This is a genomic window from Chitinilyticum aquatile DSM 21506 (assembly GCF_000430805.1).
In the GTDB taxonomy this organism is placed as follows: Bacteria; Pseudomonadota; Gammaproteobacteria; order Burkholderiales; family Chitinibacteraceae; genus Chitinilyticum; species Chitinilyticum aquatile.
Map to the genome: position 1 here is coordinate 1 of NZ_AUMS01000004.1, position 18,349 is coordinate 18,349.

The 18,349-nt window shown below is 61.7% G+C and carries 18 protein-coding genes and 1 other RNA gene; 13 read left to right on the top strand and 6 right to left on the bottom strand.

Features of this window, described 5'->3' with window-relative positions; genetic code table 11:
* Positions 1 to 2,099: retention module-containing protein (locus H559_RS0102745; protein ID WP_028451432.1), on the bottom strand; the 2,099-nt coding region annotated here is incomplete at its 3' end.
* Positions 2,100 to 2,309: 210 nt separating this feature from the next.
* On the opposite strand from H559_RS0102745, the gene H559_RS0102750 reads away from it, so the two are divergent.
* Together H559_RS0102750 and H559_RS21275 are read left to right on the top strand one after the other, a co-directional pair.
* The gene (locus H559_RS0102750) at positions 2,310 to 3,581 is read left to right on the top strand and encodes an O-acetylhomoserine aminocarboxypropyltransferase/cysteine synthase family protein (RefSeq protein WP_028451433.1); all 1,272 of its coding nucleotides are present in this window, start codon (positions 2,310 to 2,312) and stop codon (positions 3,579 to 3,581) included.
* Between the two features lie 149 nt (positions 3,582 to 3,730).
* Positions 3,731 to 7,348, top strand: a complete 3,618-nt coding sequence (locus H559_RS21275; RefSeq protein ID WP_051278848.1) for an EAL domain-containing protein — start codon at positions 3,731 to 3,733, stop codon at positions 7,346 to 7,348.
* 62 nt (positions 7,349 to 7,410) lie between these two features.
* Here the strand turns inward: H559_RS21275 and rnpB are convergent.
* Positions 7,411 to 7,833: RNase P RNA component class A (gene rnpB / locus H559_RS21470), an RNA gene on the bottom strand.
* 139 nt (positions 7,834 to 7,972) lie between these two features.
* On the opposite strand from rnpB, the gene H559_RS0102760 reads away from it, so the two are divergent.
* Together H559_RS0102760 and H559_RS22515 are read left to right on the top strand one after the other, a co-directional pair.
* Positions 7,973 to 8,152 (top strand): hypothetical protein, encoded by a 180-nt coding sequence (locus tag H559_RS0102760; protein ID WP_034639550.1) that lies wholly within the window; start codon positions 7,973 to 7,975, stop codon positions 8,150 to 8,152.
* A 113-nt stretch (positions 8,153 to 8,265) separates the two neighbouring features.
* Positions 8,266 to 8,418, top strand: a complete 153-nt coding sequence (locus tag H559_RS22515) for a hypothetical protein (protein ID WP_155845269.1) — start codon at positions 8,266 to 8,268, stop codon at positions 8,416 to 8,418.
* A gap of 5 nt (positions 8,419 to 8,423) precedes the next feature.
* Here the strand turns inward: H559_RS22515 and H559_RS0102770 are convergent, their stop codons facing one another.
* The 3 genes from H559_RS0102770 to H559_RS0102780 are packed head-to-tail and all read right to left on the bottom strand — an operon-like array spanning position 8,424 to position 10,231.
* The gene (locus tag H559_RS0102770; protein WP_028451435.1) at positions 8,424 to 8,906 is read right to left on the bottom strand and encodes a hypothetical protein; all 483 of its coding nucleotides are present in this window, start codon (positions 8,904 to 8,906) and stop codon (positions 8,424 to 8,426) included.
* A 19-nt stretch (positions 8,907 to 8,925) separates the two neighbouring features.
* The gene (pyrC, locus tag H559_RS0102775; protein WP_028451436.1) at positions 8,926 to 9,957 is read right to left on the bottom strand and encodes a dihydroorotase; all 1,032 of its coding nucleotides are present in this window, start codon (positions 9,955 to 9,957) and stop codon (positions 8,926 to 8,928) included.
* A gap of 19 nt (positions 9,958 to 9,976) precedes the next feature.
* Positions 9,977 to 10,231 (bottom strand): sulfurtransferase TusA family protein, encoded by a 255-nt coding sequence (locus tag H559_RS0102780; RefSeq protein ID WP_051278948.1) that lies wholly within the window; start codon positions 10,229 to 10,231, stop codon positions 9,977 to 9,979.
* A 184-nt stretch (positions 10,232 to 10,415) separates the two neighbouring features.
* On the opposite strand from H559_RS0102780, the gene H559_RS0102785 reads away from it, so the two are divergent.
* The 7 genes from H559_RS0102785 (at position 10,416) to H559_RS0102815 (ending at position 15,595) form a co-directional block, all read left to right on the top strand.
* Positions 10,416 to 10,682: a PepSY domain-containing protein gene (locus tag H559_RS0102785; RefSeq protein ID WP_028451438.1), complete on the top strand. Its 267-nt coding sequence runs from the start codon at positions 10,416 to 10,418 to the stop codon at positions 10,680 to 10,682.
* A 17-nt stretch (positions 10,683 to 10,699) separates the two neighbouring features.
* Entirely contained in the window at positions 10,700 to 11,497 is a 798-nt protein-coding gene (locus H559_RS18530) for a phosphatase PAP2 family protein (protein WP_051278849.1), read from the top strand.
* Positions 11,415 to 11,954 (top strand): cytochrome b/b6 domain-containing protein, encoded by a 540-nt coding sequence (locus H559_RS18535; protein WP_034639552.1) that lies wholly within the window; start codon positions 11,415 to 11,417, stop codon positions 11,952 to 11,954. Before H559_RS18530 ends, H559_RS18535 begins: the two co-directional genes overlap by 83 nt.
* Positions 11,955 to 11,960: 6 nt before the next feature.
* Positions 11,961 to 12,623, top strand: a complete 663-nt coding sequence (locus H559_RS0102800) for a response regulator transcription factor (RefSeq protein ID WP_028451439.1) — start codon at positions 11,961 to 11,963, stop codon at positions 12,621 to 12,623.
* The gene (locus tag H559_RS18540; RefSeq protein ID WP_051278850.1) at positions 12,620 to 13,957 is read left to right on the top strand and encodes an ATP-binding protein; all 1,338 of its coding nucleotides are present in this window, start codon (positions 12,620 to 12,622) and stop codon (positions 13,955 to 13,957) included. Before H559_RS0102800 ends, H559_RS18540 begins: the two co-directional genes overlap by 4 nt.
* A complete protein-coding gene (locus H559_RS0102810) occupies positions 13,932 to 14,909 on the top strand; it encodes a cation diffusion facilitator family transporter (protein WP_028451440.1) in 978 nt (325 codons plus the stop codon). Before H559_RS18540 ends, H559_RS0102810 begins: the two co-directional genes overlap by 26 nt.
* 98 nt (positions 14,910 to 15,007) lie before the next feature.
* On the top strand, positions 15,008 to 15,595 hold the full coding sequence (locus tag H559_RS0102815) for a CNP1-like family protein (protein ID WP_028451441.1): 588 nt from the start codon (positions 15,008 to 15,010) through the stop codon (positions 15,593 to 15,595).
* Between the two features lie 63 nt (positions 15,596 to 15,658).
* Here H559_RS0102815 and H559_RS0102820 read toward each other — a convergent pair whose 3' ends face one another.
* Positions 15,659 to 16,378 carry a pseudouridine synthase gene (locus H559_RS0102820; protein ID WP_028451442.1) on the bottom strand — a complete coding sequence of 240 codons (720 nt, stop codon included), beginning with the start codon at positions 16,376 to 16,378 and terminating at the stop codon, positions 15,659 to 15,661.
* A 192-nt stretch (positions 16,379 to 16,570) separates the two neighbouring features.
* Here H559_RS0102820 and H559_RS0102825 point away from each other — a divergent pair, with 192 nt between their 5' ends.
* Entirely contained in the window at positions 16,571 to 17,329 is a 759-nt protein-coding gene (locus H559_RS0102825) for a sulfite exporter TauE/SafE family protein (protein WP_028451443.1), read from the top strand.
* Positions 17,330 to 17,370: 41 nt separating this feature from the next.
* Positions 17,371 to 18,195: an NAD(+) diphosphatase gene (gene nudC / locus H559_RS0102830; protein ID WP_028451444.1), complete on the top strand. Its 825-nt coding sequence runs from the start codon at positions 17,371 to 17,373 to the stop codon at positions 18,193 to 18,195.
* The last annotated feature ends 154 nt before the right edge of the window (positions 18,196 to 18,349 follow it).

Below are 18,349 nucleotides of genomic sequence, written 5' to 3' on the forward strand. Positions count from 1 at the left end.
GCCTTGAGTGTGATGGCGCGGTCTTCGTCCGTCTTGAAGGTGTCCGGATTGGCCTGCGGTGCATCGCCGGCCGTGAAGGTCAGGTCGACCGTGGCAACCGTCGTGCCGCCCTTCCCGTCATCCACCAGGACCGTGAAGCGGTCCGTGCCAACATAGTCGGTATTCGGGGTGTAGTGGTACTGGCCATCCGCATCCACCGTGACCGTGCCGTGAGCCGGCTGATCCTTGAGGCTGTAGGTCAGCGTGTCCTTGTCCACATCCGTGGCCACTACGCGGCCATCCACCTTGGTATCTTCCTTCACCGTGTGGCTGTAGTTCCCAACCTCAGGCTTGTGATTGCCGCCGGTCTGCGTTTCATCAAGACCTGCAATATTGATGGTGAGTTGTTTTGTGGAGCCGTCGCTCAACTTGACTGTAAAGATGTCCTGTCGAACATCCCCTGTATTCAGGGATTGTACCTTCGCAGAACCATTATCAAGTGTATAAGTCCAAGCCCCATTCTTATCAATACTTAGCGACCCATAGGTGCCTTGCTTTGCATCAGCCTCGAAAGTCAGCCCTCCCGTCACTGCCAGCTGACCACTGTCAGCCAGAACAGTGTCTTCCTTGACCGCGCCAAGGTCATCACCTGTGATTTGTTCGGCGGTGCCAATAATCGTGATCGTGATCGGATGGGTAGTTCCATCCTTTGCCGTCACCGTGAACACTTCGACCTTTGTTTCACCAGCTGCCAGATACTGGATCTTGCTATTGTCGACCGCGTATTGCCATTTCCCATCGGCATCGATGGTCAATGTGCCAAGCGCATCTTTGCTCGATTGTGGCACCTTGCTGATATCAAGGCCTGACTGCCCGCGATCTGCATCGACGATGGTCAGGACGCCCGCTGTTCGAAGCAGGCCATCGACGACCCCCTGATCCTCCGTAACGGTGCCCGCATCCTGACCATCGCCTACGGAAAAGATGGGCAGATCATTGGTGCCAATGATGGTGATAGTAACCAAGGCCGGTGTGCCATCGACGCTGTACACTTGGAATTCCTGCCGGACAATCTCTCCTTCGGCCAATGCCTGCACGTCGGGACTGGAATTATCGATGGCAAAGGTCCAATTTCCTTTTGCATCAATCGAGAAAGTGCCATAGTTGTTGCGCACCTGCTGGGTTTGCATAACGCTCTGGTCATGATCGACATCCCGGACAGTCAAACGACCTGAGGCCACGCTCTGATCTGCAATATCCTCTTTCACAAAGCCGGAATCAGTGTCACCAAGCTCTTTACCAATCTCTGCGCTGTCATTCACGCCTGTCACAGTGATTGTCAATGAACCAGTTTCAGAGCCTCCTTTACCATCGCTGACTTGATATGTAAGAACAACATCTTGCTTGTCCCCGCTTGCCAACTGGTCGTAACTGGGGTGCCTAGGGTCAAACAAGTAAGTGCCATCATCATTGAAAGTCAGTCCATCTGGCAAAGAACCGATGACACGGTAAGTCAGAAAATCACCGTTGGGATCTGTCGCAAGCACCTTCCCTGCAACGATCTCGCCTCCCTCGGTGGCTAAAGCAAACGTCGGACTTGTTACTGGTGCACTATTGGAATCAACAACCTGCGTTTGAATTTCCTGAGCCGGACTACCGCCCTCTGTTGTCTGACCAAAACGGATCGGATCAACGGCCTCGGAAATGCGCAGCAGCTGTACAAAGCCGTGCCCACTATCCTGGCCGCCGGCATTCAAACCGGCGGCGGTGGCTTCCAGTTCAGTGGATAGATCCTTGCCCTGATCCAGCGCGGCGAGAATCTGCTCAACGCTCTGGTCGGCATTGGCCACCATGGCTTCGCTGGCGTCGGTCGGCTGCAGGCCGCTCAGATCGCCATCAATGAGTACATTCCGGTTGGGACCGAGTTCGAGCAGCTGACCGTTGGGCAACAGCAGCGTGACGCTGCCGTCGGTGCCGGTTACCAGCACTTGCCCTTGCTGCAGCGCCTCTCCATTATTGACTGGCAGCAGCGAGCCATCGGGCTGGCGCAGGAAGGCGCGACCTTCGATGACCATCAGGTTTTGTGCGGACTTGCCAGCTTGGGAGGTTTGCTCAGCCATGGTGTACTCCAGAATTAGATTTTTCTGATGTGCACGATAAGGCATGACAAGCGCAAACTCGATTGTACTGAAGTACAGTCCCCGGCCCGGATGGCGGCCCCATATCTTGATTCAATCTAAAGTCAGATCAAAAAGTGCAATTTGGCAATAACCAGACATGCTAGAGTCAGCTCTGGCCCACTCAACCTTTAGCGCAACAGGGAGTTCTGCATGAAGTTCGACACGCTTGCCATCCATGCCGGTTATGAAATCGACCCGACTACCAAGTCAGTGGCCGTACCCATTTACCAGACCACCAGCTACGCCTTCGACGACACCCAGCATGGCGCCGACCTGTTCGACCTGAAAGTGAAGGGCAATATTTACACGCGCATCATGAATCCAACCACCGACGTGCTCGAACAGCGTGTCGCGGCGCTGGAAGGCGGCATCGGTGCGCTGGCGCTTGCCTCCGGCCAGGCGGCGATCACCTATGCGATCCTGACCATTGCCGAAGCGGGCGACAACATCATCGCCACCAGCGCGCTGTATGGCGGCACCTACAATCTGTTCGCCCACACACTGCCGCAGTACGGCATTGCGGTGAAATTTGTCGATGCCAATGATCCACAAGCGGCGGCAGCGCTGATCGATGGACGCACGAAGGCAATTTATTGCGAATCGATCGGCAACCCGCTGGGCAATGTCGTCGATTTCGCCGCGTTCGCCGAAGTGGCACACGCTGGCGGCGTACCGCTGATCGTCGACAACACCGTGCCGACGCCGTACCTGACCCGCCCGATCGAGCACGGTGCGGACATCGTCGTGCATTCGCTGACCAAATACATCGGCGGCCATGGCACCAGCATCGGCGGCATCATCGTCGATTCCGGCAAATTCCCGTGGGCCGAACACAAGGCGCGCTTCAAGCGTCTGAACGAGCCGGAAGTGAGCTACCACGGTGTGGTTTATACCGAGGCACTCGGCCCGGCCGCCTTCATCGGCCGTGCGCGTACCGTGCCGCTGCGCAATATGGGCGCGTGCATTTCGCCGTTCAACGCCTTCCTGATTCTGCAGGGGCTGGAAACCCTGGCGCTGCGCATGGATCGGCATGTGGAAAACGCGCTGAAGGTCGCCGAATTCCTCAAGACTCACCCGAAGGTGAACTGGGTCAATTACGCCGGTCTGCCGGATCACCCGAGCCGTCCGCTGGTTGACAAGTACTTCGGCGGCAAGGCTTCCGGCCTGCTGACCTTTGGCGTGCAGGGCGGCCGCGATGCTGGCGCACGCTTCCAGGATGCGCTGCAACTTGTCACCCGGCTGGTCAACATTGGCGACGCCAAGAGTCTGGCCACCCATCCGGCCAGTACCACGCACCGCCAGCTCTCGCCGGAAGAACTCAAGAAGGCGGGCGTCAGCGAGGACATGGTGCGCCTGTCGATCGGGATCGAGCACATTGATGACATCCTGGCCGACCTCGCTCAGGCGCTTGATGCGGCATAACGTGCAATAATGGTGCGGTATCGGGTGCAATACACAATAATCCTGATACCGCCCGGCACCTGCCCTGACCTGAAGGACGGCAAGTAACTGGCAAACATGGCGATATTCGCTAGCATTATGTTGTCACCAACCTTTCAGGCGATTGCGTTTTGACTCCCACCTTTCCTGCCGAACCGGCTCCGAACCTGACCATGCCGGGGGCATGGCAATTCATCGAGCAAAGCCGGTTAGCGGTACTGGTCTGGGACAGGCAGCTGAGCCTGCTGCAGGCCTCGCCTGCGGCGACCGAGTTGCTGGGACGCGATGAGGAACTCCTGCAGGGGCACTTCCTGAATGAATTGCTGCCAGTCAGCGAACACTTCCGCCTGAGCAGCCGCCTGCAGCAATTGCAACCGGAGCAGCCTCCGCTGATGCTGGAAGGCTGGGTACTCGACCGCTCACTCGACGAAATGCGCGTGCAGTGGGTGATCTGGTCATTGGATGAGCTGCACCAGATCGGCCTGCTCTTCGATCAGCGCGAATTGTCGGCGCTGCGCGATGAGGTACAGATGCGCCGCGAGCTGTATACCGCGCTCGTCACCCAGGCACGCGACGCCATCGTGCTGATCAATCCGAACGAAGCCAGCATCATCGAATTCAACCCGGCGGCAGCCGACATGCTCGGTTATACGCCGGCCGAGTTCGGCAGGCTGTCCCTGAGCCAGCTCGGCAGCGGCGATGAAATCAATACATGGCTAGGGTATACGCGTAAAGCCAAGGACGGACAATGCACCATCCACGATACACTGCTTAATTCCAAGGGCGGCTCGCGCATCAACGTCCGCATCAGCAGCCGGCCGGTACTGGTGCAGGGCGAGGCAATGCTGGCAACGCTCTGGACCGACATCACGCCCTCCCACCACGCGCGCCAGGAAATCGCCGCCCTCACCCAGCACATGAACATGGTACTGCGCGACGCGCAGATCGGCGCCTGGGATTACGACATCGTCAGCGGCATCATCCATGTCAACGAGCAGTTCCACCGCAATTACGGCCATGTATTTGCGACGCTGGATACGCACATCGACGACTGGCGCAAGATCCGTCATCCGCTCGACGAAGCCAATGCCGACGCGGCACTGCTCGCGCACCTGGAAGGCAAAACGCCGGAATTCGAAGGCAAGTGGCGCCTGCAGCAGGCCGACGGCAGCTGGCACTGGTGCGTGTCGCGCGGCAAGGTGATTGAGTGGGCGGAGGATGGCAGCCCGATCCGGATGACGGGCACCATCATCGACCTCAGCGCCCAGCAGGAATCGCTGGGTGAGCTGATCCGCTCGGAAACCAAGGCCCGTGCGATGCTTGATGCGCTGTCGGCCTGCATCGCCATCCTGGACGAGCGCGGCAATGTCGTTACCGCCAACGAATCATGGCAGCGTTTCGAAAACCGCTATGGCATCGCCCCCAATGAATGCCTGCGTATCGGCCAGCGCCATGACAGCGCCGCACGCTACCAGTATGCCGAGCTGCACGATGCCTACCAGGCAGGCCTGAATACTGTCCTGCGCGGCGAACTCGACTATTTCGAAATGGAAATTCCCGCGCCCTGCGAGCAGGAAATCCAGTGGTTCCTGTGTCGCATGCAGCGCGTGCACCAGCTCGGCGGGCAGATTCTGCTGGCGCATGAGGACATCACGCAGCAGAAACTCATCAGCCAGGCCATCAACGACACCAAAAGCCGCTACGAAGAGCTGCTGCACAATGTGGACGGCATCGTCTGGGAGGCCGACCCGAAAACGCACAATACGACGTTTGTCAGCGGCCAATGCGAGCGCCTGCTGGGCTATTCACTGCACAACTGGATGCAGGAGGGATTCTGGCTGTCCCGCATCCACCCCGATGACCGTACGAATGTGCTGCGCATAGCCCAGGAAAATGTCGCCGCTGGCAAGGATTATGAACTCGAATACCGCCTGCAGACTGCAGATGGTCGCTGGTTGTGGCTACATGACCGGGCATCCTTGCAGCGCAATGAAGCTGGCGTACTGCAACTGCGCGGGCTGATTATCGACATCACTGCCCGCAGGCAAACTGAGGAACAGCTGCGGCTGGCTGCCAGTGTTTTTCAATATGCGCACGAGGGCATTCTGATCACCGATGCAAGCAACCGCATCATCGACATGAATCAGACCTTCAACGAGCTGACCGGCTTCAGCCGCGACGACCTGATCGGCCAAAAACCGACCATGCTGCGCTCCGGGCGCCACAACCGCGACTACTTCAACGCGATGTGGGAGCAGATCACCCGCAACGGCTTCTGGCGGGGTGAAATCTGGAACCGCCGCAAGAGTGGTGAGCTGTGCGTCGACCTGCTGACCATCTCCGCCGTACGCAATGCCGACCAGGCCATCAGCCACTATGTCGGCGTCTACGCCGACATCACGCAGCTCAAGCAGCAGGAACAGAAGCTCGAATTGCTGGCTCACTACGACGCGCTGACCGGCCTGCCCAACCGCGTGCTGCTCGCCGACCGGCTCGAGCAGGCGCTGGCACTGGCGCGGCGCAGCGGCCTCCTCCTGGCGGTGTGCTATCTGGATCTGGACGATTTCAAGCCGATCAATGACCGTTACGGCCATGAAGTCGGCGACGACCTGCTGGTCGAAATCAGCCGGCGGCTCATCGACAATGTGCGCGGTGGCGATACCGTCGCGCGGCTGGGTGGCGACGAATTCGTGCTGCTGCTGGGCAACCACACTTCCACCGAGGAATGCGAGCAGGCGCTGCAGCGCATCCTGCATGTCATCGCCGTACCCTATCTGCACGAGGGCGATGTGCTGAACGTGTCGGCCAGCCTCGGCGTGACGCTCTATCCGCAGGACGGTGCCGACGCCGAAGGGCTGATGCGCCACGCCGACCAGGCGATGTATACCGCCAAGCAATCGGGCGCCAACCGCTTCCATTTCTTCGACGCGGCCCAGGATCTGCAGGTGCGCAGCCAGCGCCAGCTGCTCGACCGCATCGCGCGCGCACAGGCCGACAACGAGCTGCGGCTGTATTACCAACCCAAGATCGACATGCTTACCGGTCGCGTGATCGGCGCCGAAGCCCTGCTGCGCTGGGAGCACCCCGAGCGCGGCATGGTGATGCCCGGCGAATTCCTGCCGGTGCTCGAAAGCTCGACACTGGTCAGCGACGTTGGCTACTGGATCATCGGCACGGTACTCGCGCAGATGCAGAGCTGGCAGGCCGTCGGCCTGCATGTGCCCATCAGCGTGAATGTCTCGCCACGCCAGCTGGCCAATGCCGACTTCCCGCTGCTGCTGGCCAAGGCGCTGGCCCGCCACGACGCAGTGGACCCGGCATTGCTGGAAATCGAAATCGTCGAGTCGGCCGCACTGGAAGACATCGGCCGGGCCATCCGCATCCTCAACATCTGCCGCGGCATGGGTGTACGTTTTGCGCTGGACGACTTCGGCACCGGCTATTCCTCGCTGACCTATTTCAAGCGCCTGCCGGCCGAAGTGCTGAAAATCGACCAGTCCTTCGTACGCAACATGCTGTCCGACCCCAATGATGAAGCCATCGTGCGTGCGGTCATCAGCCTGGCCGAAGCCTTCGAGCGCAAGGTGATTGCCGAGGGCGTGGAAACCGCCGAACACGGCAGCCTGCTGCTCAGCCTGGGTTGTGCGCATGTGCAGGGTTACGGCATTGCCCGCCCGATGCCGGCAGACCTGTTCCCGCAATGGGTAATCGATTACGAAGCCAACCCGCGCTGGGTAAGCCAGGTATAGCCCGACAACCCTTTGCAAGAAAGGGCTGCCGCTTTATAGATAAGCGGGTATTTGAAAAGGAAAGGCAAAGCAGGCCGGTAAGCCGGGTTCTGTCTCCCTCCCCGAAAGGCGGGCAACTGTCATTCCTCTAGGCCGGCCATTGCTGGACGGCTCAAGCAACCTACCCGCAGACTCGGCGGGCCGCCTCGACGTCTGCTGCTTGGTCTTGCTCCGGATGGGGTTTACCCTGCCCGGGAATGTTGCCACCCCGGCGGTGCGCTCTTACCGATCCTTGCGGACGCTGCCGACGCAGCCACCTTTTCACCCTTACCTGTACCCGGTCCTGCCACCTTCAGTGTGGCTTTCAACCCGGATCATCGGCGGTTCAGCTCTCTGTTGCACTTTCCGTCGCCTCGCGACGCCCGGCCGTTAGCCGGCATCCTGCCCTGTGGAGCCCGGACTTTCCTCCCCCCCGTTACCGGGGCGGCGACAGTCTGGCCTGCTTTGCGCGGCCGATTATCCGGCACAAACGCCGGCGGGGCAAACCCGGCTGGCATTTATTACGGCGGAATGCGGGAATACTGCCGCGCACTCGCCCCAGTGAGGGCAGGAAAATGAGCACTCATGCCAAACAAGGAGTGCATCATGGAGCACCAGCACACAAAGCCGGACCAGGAAAGCAGTCAGGGACTCTCCGCTTCGCGCCGCCGCAGTTTGCGCGAAATACTGGACATTCCATTCAGCACTTCCTGCGCCTTCATCCGGGCAGGCGACAAGGAATCGCTGAAAGCGCGGGAGCTGCTCGATCAGGCCCCGGCTACTTGATCGTGCAGGCGGGCGGGCAAGGGTAATATTGCAGCCATGCCACCAGCATTACTGCAACAACACGCGGGGGCCGCAGGCGAGATGATAAAGGCATGATAAAAAAGGAGAAAATCATGCCAAACCAGATTCGCCAGTTTATCGACCAGCATCTCGCTGCCAACGCCTCAGCCATGGACATCGTGCGCGGCATCAGCCACGAATTCCACCTGCCGGCCCGCACCGCTTATGAGTTGCTGCAGGAATACCTGCAGCAGCGTGCCGGCTGAGCGCTTCAGTCGCCGCTGCGTACCGGCAAGCGAGCAAGCGCAGCCAGTGCTTCCGCCAGCGCGGCGGCTTTGGCGATGCCGGCTTTCGATGCAGGAAACTGTGCAAACGCAAAGCGCGGTGCGCCCTCTTCATCCCCGACCACCATCACCCAGACGCTGTCGCGCCGGAACAGATTGGGCTCCTGCTCCAGCCGGATCGCCGTGAACTGCACCAGCGGCAGGCTGCGCTGCCACAGCGCGAACAGCCCGAACAGGCGGGTGCGCCGGATGAGATGCTCGCCATCGCACAGTTGCTCGGTCGGCAGCGCCCAGAAGAACGCACCTGCCGCCAGCATCGTGTACCAGAACACGCCGTAGAAATTGTGCTCCAGCCCGCCCTCGATCAGCGGCAGGCCCCACGCACCGGCCGTCAGCAGACCAGCGCCAAAGAGCCACCAGGCCAGATTGTCCGTGCCGCGACGGATGACCATGCGATCGGAATTGGCCATCAGCAGTCAGCCCCGCGCATCACAACAGCTTCCAGGCAATGCTGCTGCCGGCACGCAGCGGCACCACGACACTGTCACCGAAGGCGTATTCGTCCGGCACCGTCCAGCTTTCCTTCACCAGCGTGATCTGGTCCGCATTGGGTTTCAGGCCATAGAAGGCCGGGCCGTTCAGGCTGGCAAAGGCTTCGAGCTGGTCAAGTTTGCCCACCGCATCGAAGGCTTCGGCATACAGCGGTACGGCAGCGTGCGCGGTATAGGCGCCGGCACAGCCGCAGGACGTTTCCTTGGCGCCCCTGGCGTGCGGAGCGCTGTCGGTACCAAGGAAGAACTTGGCCGAACCGCTGGTCGCCGCGCGCACCAGCGCCTGGCGATGCACCTCGCGCTTGAGGATCGGCAGGCAGTAGTAGTGCGGGCGAATGCCGCCGGCCAGCATGGCATTGCGGTTATAGAGCAGATGGTGCGCGGTGATGGTCGCGGCCACATTGGCGGGCGCGCTGGCAACAAAGTCGGCAGCGTCCTTGGTGGTGATGTGCTCGAACACCACTTTCAGCTCGGGCAGACGCTTGAGCAGCGGCTGCATTACCCGGTCGATGAACACGGCTTCGCGATCAAAAATGTCGATTTCCGCATCGGTGACTTCGCCGTGCACCAGGAAATTCAGCCCGACTTCGGCCATTTTTTCCAGCACAGCCATTCGGCGATCAAGGTCGGTGACACCGCTGTCGGAGTTGGTGGTAGCACCCGCCGGATACAGCTTCACGCCATGCACGAAACCGGATTCCCTGGCGCGAACAATTTCATCCGGCGAGGTATTGTCGGTCAGATACAGCGTCATCAAGGGCTCGAAGGACATACCCTCTGGCACGGCAGCCAGAATGCGCTCGCGGTAGGCGGCAGCCTCAGCCACCGTCGTTACCGGCGGACGCAGATTCGGCATCACGATGGCGCGACCGAATTCGCGGGCGGTGTGCGGCACGACCGATTTCAGGAACTCACCGTCACGCAGGTGCAGGTGCCAGTCATCTGGGCGGGTAATGGTCAGGGTTTGCATGGCGAAAGTCTCGGTGAAATCAGTCGGGGCGCTTCTGGATCAGAAACAGGAATTTGCCGTCCTCGACCCAGTGCTCGACCAACACATTGCCGGTTTGTTTGCAGAACGCAGCAAAATCGGTCGGCGTGGCCGGGTCGGTGCAGGTGACCTGCAGCAGCTGGCCACCAGCCAGCGTTGCCAGCGCCTTCTTGGTGCGCAGGATGGGCAGGGGGCAATTCAGGCCGGACAGATCGGCGCTCAGGTCGGCAGTCGGGCGGGCAGAAGAATCGGACATGGCAGTGGCAAGCGGCAAAAACATGATTTTACGGTGTTTCCGTCGCCAGCGGCAGCGCTGCGCAAGGCCGGCATGCCCGACGGGCGGTAAAAATCCGCAGCAAGGCTTAAGTTCCGCTTCATGCACGCCGGTTCAAATACACCTGCAGATTCTGCAAAACCACCGCACCTACTGGAGATTGACCATGCTGAAACTCATCGCTGCCGTGTCCGCCACTCTGATCGCCGGCTCCGCCCTGGCTTCCGCCGACTGCACCAAACACCCGAAGGCTGAATGGATGCCGGAAGCACAGGCCCAGGCCAAGATCACCGAAATGGGCTACAAGATCAAGAAGTTCAAGGTGTCCGGCGAATGCTATGAAATCTACGGCTGGAACAAGGAAGGCAAGAAGGCCGAAGTCTACTTCGACACCAAGGACCTGAGCATCGTCAAGTCCGAAATCGGCAAGTAAGCCGGAGCCGGATGCCCATGGCCCGCAGTCATCCTGCCCGCCGGCAGTTCATCGCGGTCAATGCCACTGGCTTGCTGCTGGTGGCACTGCTTCTGCTGGCGATCAACCAGTTCACGGACTGGGACATCCGGCTGACCGACTACTATTACGACACGATCCAGCAACGCTTTCCCTGGCGCGACGCCTGGTTGACGGCCGAGCTGGGGCATCACTGGCTCAAGCTGGCTTTCCAGTTGCTCGGCGGCGCGCTGCTCCTTGGCATGCTGCGACAATGGCAAACCAAAAAAATTCAGGGTATCGCCCTAAGACGCTCACTGGTAATTGGTCTCAGCATCATACTGGTACCCAGTATCATCGCCACTCTCAAGCATTTCAGCAGCCTGCACTGCCCGTGGGACATCGACCGCTGGGGCGGCCATGCGCCCTTCCTGCGCCTGCTTGACGCGCTGCCTGCCGGTGTCGCTGGAGGTCAGTGCTTCCCTGCCGGCCATGCCACCAGTGCGCTCTGGCTGCTGGGGCTGATTGCCTGCTGGCTGCCCGATCAGCCGCGCCGGGCGCTACGGATGACTCCCCTGCTGCTGGCACCAGGCCTGCTGCTTGGCTGGCTGCAGCAGATGCGCGGCGCGCACCTGCTGTCGCACACGCTGTGGTCGGTCTGGCTGAGCTGGGCGATTGTCGCCGCGCTGTCGGCATGGCTGCTGTTTCCCGCACTGCAAACCGAGGAGAATCACGATGCAACGCGTCAAGGTCTGGGATCCGCTGGTCCGCATCCTGCACTGGGGGCTGGTCCTCTGCGTGCTGGGCAATTTCATTAACGAATCCGGTGAAACCTGGCACCGCTGGGCAGGCTACATCGCCAGCGCCATCGTGCTCACCCGCCTGCTCTGGGGGCTGATCGGCACACGCCACGCCCGCTTTTCCGACTGGTTTCCGACCCCCGGACGCCTGTTTCCCTATCTGAAAGCGCTGCTGCGCGGACAGCCGCCACGCGTGCTCGGGCACAATCCTGCCGGAGCACTCATGATGCTGCTGCTGATGACACTGGTGCTGACGCTGGGCGCCACCGGATATATGATGGGGCTGGATGCCTTCTGGGGCGAGGAATGGCTGGAGGAGCTGCACGAAGGCTTCGCCAACACGCTGATCGCCTGCGTCGGCCTGCATGTACTGGCAGCCATCGTGGAAAGCATCCGCCACCGCGAAAACCTGCCGCTGGCCATGGTGCACGGCTACAAACGGCTAGACTCGGCTTCTCACGAACAGGATCAATAACTCTCAATGCAACTGCTGCTGGTCGAAGACGATGCCCTGCTGGGCGACGGCATCAAGGAAGGCCTGCTCGATGCGGGCTTTACCGTCGAATGGCTCACCGACGGGCTGGCCGCCTGGCATGCCCTTTCGGTGCCGCACCAGTTCGACGCGGTCGTGCTCGACATCAACCTGCCGCACATGGATGGCCTCACCATCCTGAAGCAACTGCGCGCCAAACCCGATGCCATTCCGGTGCTGCTGCTCACCGCCCGCAGCCAGATCGACCAGCGCATCGAGGGGCTCAACAGCGGCGCCGACGACTACCTGCCCAAGCCCTTCGCGCTGGGCGAGCTGACCGCCCGCCTGCAAGCGCTGCTGCGGCGCAGCCACGGCCATGCCAGTGAAACGCTGAGCTGGCGCAATATCCGCCTCATTCCATCAAAACAGCAGGTATTGCTTGATAACCAAACACTGGAGCTGACTGCGACCGAATACCGTCTGCTGTATCTGCTGATGATGAATGCTCCGCACTATCTGTCGCGCACGCAGCTGGAAGAAAAACTGTTCGGCTGGCAGAGCGAACTCGAAAGCAATTCGCTCGACGTCCACCTCTCGCACCTGCGCAAGAAACTGGGGGTTGATGCCATTCGCAACCAGCGCGGCCTGGGCTGGCGCATGGATGCCGAATGACACGCACGCTGCGACACTGGCTCAACCGCTCGCTCACCACCCGGCTGGCGTGGTTCACCGGCCTGGCCACCCTGCTGGTGTGGGCCATTCTCAGCATCAGCACGCTCATCGTCCTGCGCGATGAATTCGGTGAAATGCTCGATCATCGCCTGCAGCACGTCGCGCGCATGCTGCTGGACTTCGACGCCCCGGGCACAACGCAACTCGCTCGGCACAAGAAAGACCGCACCTTCAATTTCGCGATTTATGACAAAGATGGCCGCCTGCTGGCCAGCAAGCGCCAGCCACCGCTGCCACTGCTGCCGCCGGAGGAAGACCGTCGTTCGCGCCGGCTGATCGATTATCAGGGCGAACGCTGGCACATCGCGATGGCGCATGACGAGGAGCGCACCGTCGTCGTTGGCGAACTCAGCGACTGGCAGGACGAGCTGCTGGAAGAAATGCTCGAGCACCTGGGCTGGCCGGCAGCCATTTCCGCCCTGCTGCTGCTGGGGGCACTCTATCTGGCCGTGCGCCGCGCACTCGGCCCCTTGCGCGAATTGCAGCACGAACTGGCTGCACGCTCTCCGGCAGACCTGACCCCACTCACCAGCCCGGTTCCCGCCGAGATCAAACCACTGACGCAGCAGCTCAATCAGCTTTTTGCTGCTGTGAGCAATGCCATGGCGCGTGAAAAGCGCTTCACGGCCGATGCCGCGCACGAACTGCGTACACCGCTGGCTGCACTGCAGATCCAGCTGGAAGTCGCCAGCCAGAGCCCGCGCCCCGACGCGCGCGAGCGCGCGCTGCAGAATGCACTGACCGGCGTGCAGCGCACCACGCAGCTCGTCAACCAGCTGCTGGATCTGGCGCGGCTCGAACACCTTGGCCAGCTTGACACCTGCGCCGTTGACCTGAACCAGCTCGTGCGCGAGGCAGCGGACGCCAATGATGCCAGCGACGAAATCCGCATCGACGGCAGCAGCGAATTCTGCCCGGTCGGTGACGCCGGCCTGCTGCGCCTCTTGCTGCGCAACCTGATCGACAACAGCCTGCGTTATGGCAAGGCACCGGTGGTGATCAGCCTGCAGTCGCGCGGTTTTACCGTTACCGACAGCGGACCCGGTGTCGCGCCGGACGTGCTCGCCCGCCTGGGCGAACGCTTCTTCCGCCCGCCGGGGCAAGCACAGACCGGAGCCGGGCTGGGCTTGTCGATCGTGCAGCGCATCAGTACGCTGCACGGGGCCAGTCTTGATTTCGCCAATCGCCAGGAAGGCGGCTTTGCGGTCAGCGTCCGCTGGCCGGAACTCGCCCAGGAAGCAAGCCACTATGCACCACCACGACCATCCGCATGATTGCGATGGCGGCCATCACGCCGCCCATGACCACGAATTCGACCACAGTCACCACCACCATCATCACGCTGCGCCGGCGTCGCAGCGCCGGCTGGTCTTTGCGCTGCTGATCACCGGCGGTTTTGCCGTTATCGAACTGCTGGGCGGCTGGTGGACCGGCTCGCTGGCACTGATGTCGGATGCGGGCCACATGTTTACCGATTCGGCCTCGCTGCTGCTGGCGCTGATTGCCAACCTGATCGGACAGCGTCCGGCCAATGACGATCACTCCTACGGTTTCGGCCGCGCCGAAGTCATCGGCGCGCTGATCAACAGCCTGGCGATGATCGCGCTGGTGGTGTGGATCGGTGTCGAAGCAGTGCAGCGCCTCCTGCACCCGCAGGAAGTGAACGGCGGCGGCGTGATGATCATCGCCATCATCGGCCTGATCGTGAACGTACTCTCCGCGTGGCAGCTCTCGCACGACCACGACAACATGAACAGCCGCGCCGCGCTCATCCATGTGCTGGGCGATCTGCTGGGCTCGGTGGCGGCGATTGCCGCTGGCGCCATCATCTATTTCACCGGCTGGAAACCGATCGACCCCATCCTGTCGGTGCTGGTGCTCGCGCTCATCATGCGCTCGACCTGGCAACTGCTGAAGCAGGCCACGCACGACCTGATGGAAGGTGTGCCCTCACACCTCAAGCTGCACGAAATCGGCATGGCGCTGGCAGCCGAACCGGGCGTGCGCGAGGTGCACGATCTGCATGTCTGGCGCATCGGCGGCAAACGCGTGGCTCTGTCGGCACATCTGCAGATTGCGGATGGCCAGCAGTGGCCCGCCCTGATGGCACGACTCAACAAACTGTTGCTGGAGCGCTACCGCATCGACCATGTTACCCTGCAGCCAAGCTGGCACAGCCCGCCGCCCAACGGCCGGGTAATCCCGATCCAGCCACGGCACAATTGATGCTGGGTGGATTGATACGGGGCTGATTGCTGCAAAGCCGATTGAGCCCCACCCCGTCCTTTGTTAGCATCGCAGACCATTGCTTTCTGGAAAACACCATGCGCGCGTCCCTCCTTATCGGCCTGCTCCTGGCCGGCGTTACCACCAGCGCCCTGGCTGACGAGTTCGGCAATCATGCGCCGGATGGCACCATGCCCGGCGAAGACGGCCTGATCCGTGGCTGGATCAACAGCAAGAAAGCCCCGCCCAAGGAAGGTGAATTCACCCTGCCCGAACTGGCAAAGCTGCAAGACTGGGCGACGGTTACCGTGCTGCAGCCGGTGAAGAACAACAATTTCGGCATTGCGCTCGATAGCGTCAGCATCGGTCCGGACGATGAAATCGTCCGCTATGTGTTTGTCGTGGAATCCAAGCGCAGCAAGGTGCGCAACTACATCTATGAAGGCATTGACTGCTTCAGCAGCCAGTACCGCACCTATGGCTGGGGCAAGGCCGATGGCAGCTGGCTGAAAAACGAAAATACCGAGTGGAAGGACATCGTCCGCAATACGCACAACGCCTGGCAGGCCGACCTGATGGACGAGATGTGCCGGGCCGCCGGCCCCTACAAGCTGCCGGACATCGTCAGCAACCTGCGCACCAAGCGCATGCCTGGCGAGTGCACCGGCTGCTCGCTCAGCCAGTAACAAAACCAAGGGTATATGCCTACAGCCATTGGGGAGCAATGGCTGTAGGCATATACACGCCAATCAGGCGGCGAGCAGCGCCAGCTGCTCCGGCGTCAGGTAGCGCCACTCACCCTCGCCAAGATCAAGGTCAGTCAGCGTCAGCCCGCCGATGGCCGTGCGCGTCAGCGCCGCGCAGTGGTTGCCGGCAGCGGCTAGCATGCGCTTCACCTGATGGTATTTGCCCTGCTCCAGCACGATTTCGATGCGGAATTCGTCGAGCTGTGCGCAGTGCACGGCCGCCAGCGGCGCGGGCTCGTCGATCAGCTGCACACCGGCGAGCAATTTCGCCACCAGCTCCGGCGTCACGGCTTCCGCGCAGGTCGCCACATAGAGCTTGGGGACATGGCGCCGGGGATGGCTTTGCGCGTGAATGAAGGCGCCATCGTCCGACAGCAGCAGCAAGCCGGTCGTGTCATGATCCAGCCGGCCCACCGGCTGCACATCCCGCCATTCGAAGTTTTCCGGCAGCAATTCCAGTACCGGCGGATGGTGCGAGGGCTTGCGCGAGCACTCGTAGCCGGACGGCTTGTTCAGCGCGATATACACCTGGCTGCGGTATTGCCAGTCCTCGCCAAACACCGTGAACGGCAAGCCTTCCTCGGGCTGGATTTCCTGCTTCCAGCTCTTGGCCGGCACGCCATTGATCGTTACCTCGCCGTCGTCGACCAGATCGCGACAGCCCTTGCGCGAGCCAAAGCCCTGGCTTTGCAGGAAACGGTCGAGGGTAAGGGCTTTGGCCATGCTGGAATCCGGAAATCGTGTCAGAAGGTGCGCATGGTAAGCCCGCGCCGCAGTGAAATCCAGCGCCGGCAGGCAGCAGGCCAGATCCGGGACGCCGCGCCAGGGCGGCGGGCTGCCGCATGCGGCGAACAAAGCGTGACGCGAAGCTGACATCGAACGCGCTAAGCTGGTGTTTTGCCCGGAATCGCTGTCGTGCTGGATTCGCTGCTGCTGTTTGCTGTTTCGCTCGTCGCCAATACGCTCTCGGCACTCGCCGGCGGTGGCGCGGGACTGCTGCAGCTGCCCATCCTGCTGTTTCTGGGGCTGGCGTTTCCGGTGGCGCTCGCCACGCACAAGCTCGCCAGTGTCGCGCTGGGCGTCGGGGCGACGCTGAAACACCTGCGCTCGGGCACGCTCGATCTGCGTTTTTCCGCCATCATCCTCGCCGCCGGCCTGCCCGGCGTGCTGCTGGGCGCGCGGCTGATCCTGCACATTCCGGATCAGTGGGCGCTGCTGGCGCTGGCGATTCTCACTACCGGACTAGGTATTCACTCACTAGCCACGCCCCAATTGGGCCTGCAAGGCATACCCCGGAATCGGTCCGGATGCCGGCTCTGGCTGGGCGCCACGGTGCTGTTTCTGATCGGCGTGCTGAACGGCTCGCTGACGTCGGGCACCGGCCTCTTTGTCACGCTGTGGCTGGTGTACTGGTTCGGGTTTGAGTACAAGCGTGCCGTTGCCTACACGCTGGTACTCGTCGGCCTGTTCTGGAACGGTACCGGCGCACTGGCGCTCGCCATGCAGGCCGGCATTTACTGGCCCTGGGTGCCGGTGCTGCTGGTGGCCTCCGCTCTGGGCGGCTATCTGGGCGCACACTGGGCGCTGGTGAAGGGCAATCTGCTGGTCAAGCGCTGCTTTGAAGTCGTAACCCTGCTGACCGGCATTTCGCTCTTCATCAAGGCCTTCTGGTAGCCAGACGGCCAGCGCCAACACAACTTTCTCAGAATCCGACCATGCACTCTCCTTCACTGCCCGACGATTTCCTGCCCGCCTTCCGCATCCTGCCCGCTCCCGATCCGGCCGGGCTGGCGGTGGTGTTCTGCCGCAACGAGCTGCTCCTCGCCAGCCTGGCGCTGCCCAGTGGCAAGCTTGACTGGCCTTCTGGTACGCGCAGCTGGCTGATCGGCCACTGGCAGGGCGCGCCGGTGCAATTGCTCAGCGTGCCGGAGGGCGCCAGCATGGCCGGGCTGAGTGCGCATGGCCTGCGAGCGAGCTGGGAGCTGCTGCCGCATGGCCACTACGCACTGGCAGCGCGCGGGCGCGAGCTACTGCATTTTCTCGACGAGCACCGCTTCTGCGGCGTGTGCGGCCATGCCACCGCGCCGCTGGAGCACGATGAAGCCGCCGTGATCTGCCCGTCCTGCGGCCATCGCGCCTGGCCGCGCCATTCGCCGGCCGTGATGGTGCTGATCCGCCGTGGCGAGGAAATCCTGCTGGCACGCTCGCCGCATTTCATCCCCGGCGTGTACGGGCTGATTGCCGGCTTTGTCGATGCCGGAGAGACGCTGGAAGCAGCGGCCGTGCGCGAGGTGCGTGAAGAGGTCGGCCTCGAAATCACCAATCTGCGCTGGTTCGGCAGCCAGAGCTGGCCCTATCCGCATTCGCTGATGCTGGCCTTTATCGCCGACTATGCCGGTGGCGAGATTGTCTGCCAGCCCGGCGAAATCGAGGATGCCGGCTGGTATCGCTTCGATGCGCTGCCGCACATCCCGAGTGGCGCGAGCCTCGCGTACCGGCTGATCAAATCGGTTACAGACGAACTGGCCGCCCGCGCTTGACCGCACTCGTCAGCGGCTGTTACTGTCAAATCATGATGCAACGCACAAACCAACACGACGTATCCGTCGTCCTGAACCGAATCGTGTGGCTGAAACCCGGCCCCGCGGTTCGTGTGTGCGCGTCAGCAAGGTAAACAGCACCCACCACCGCGGC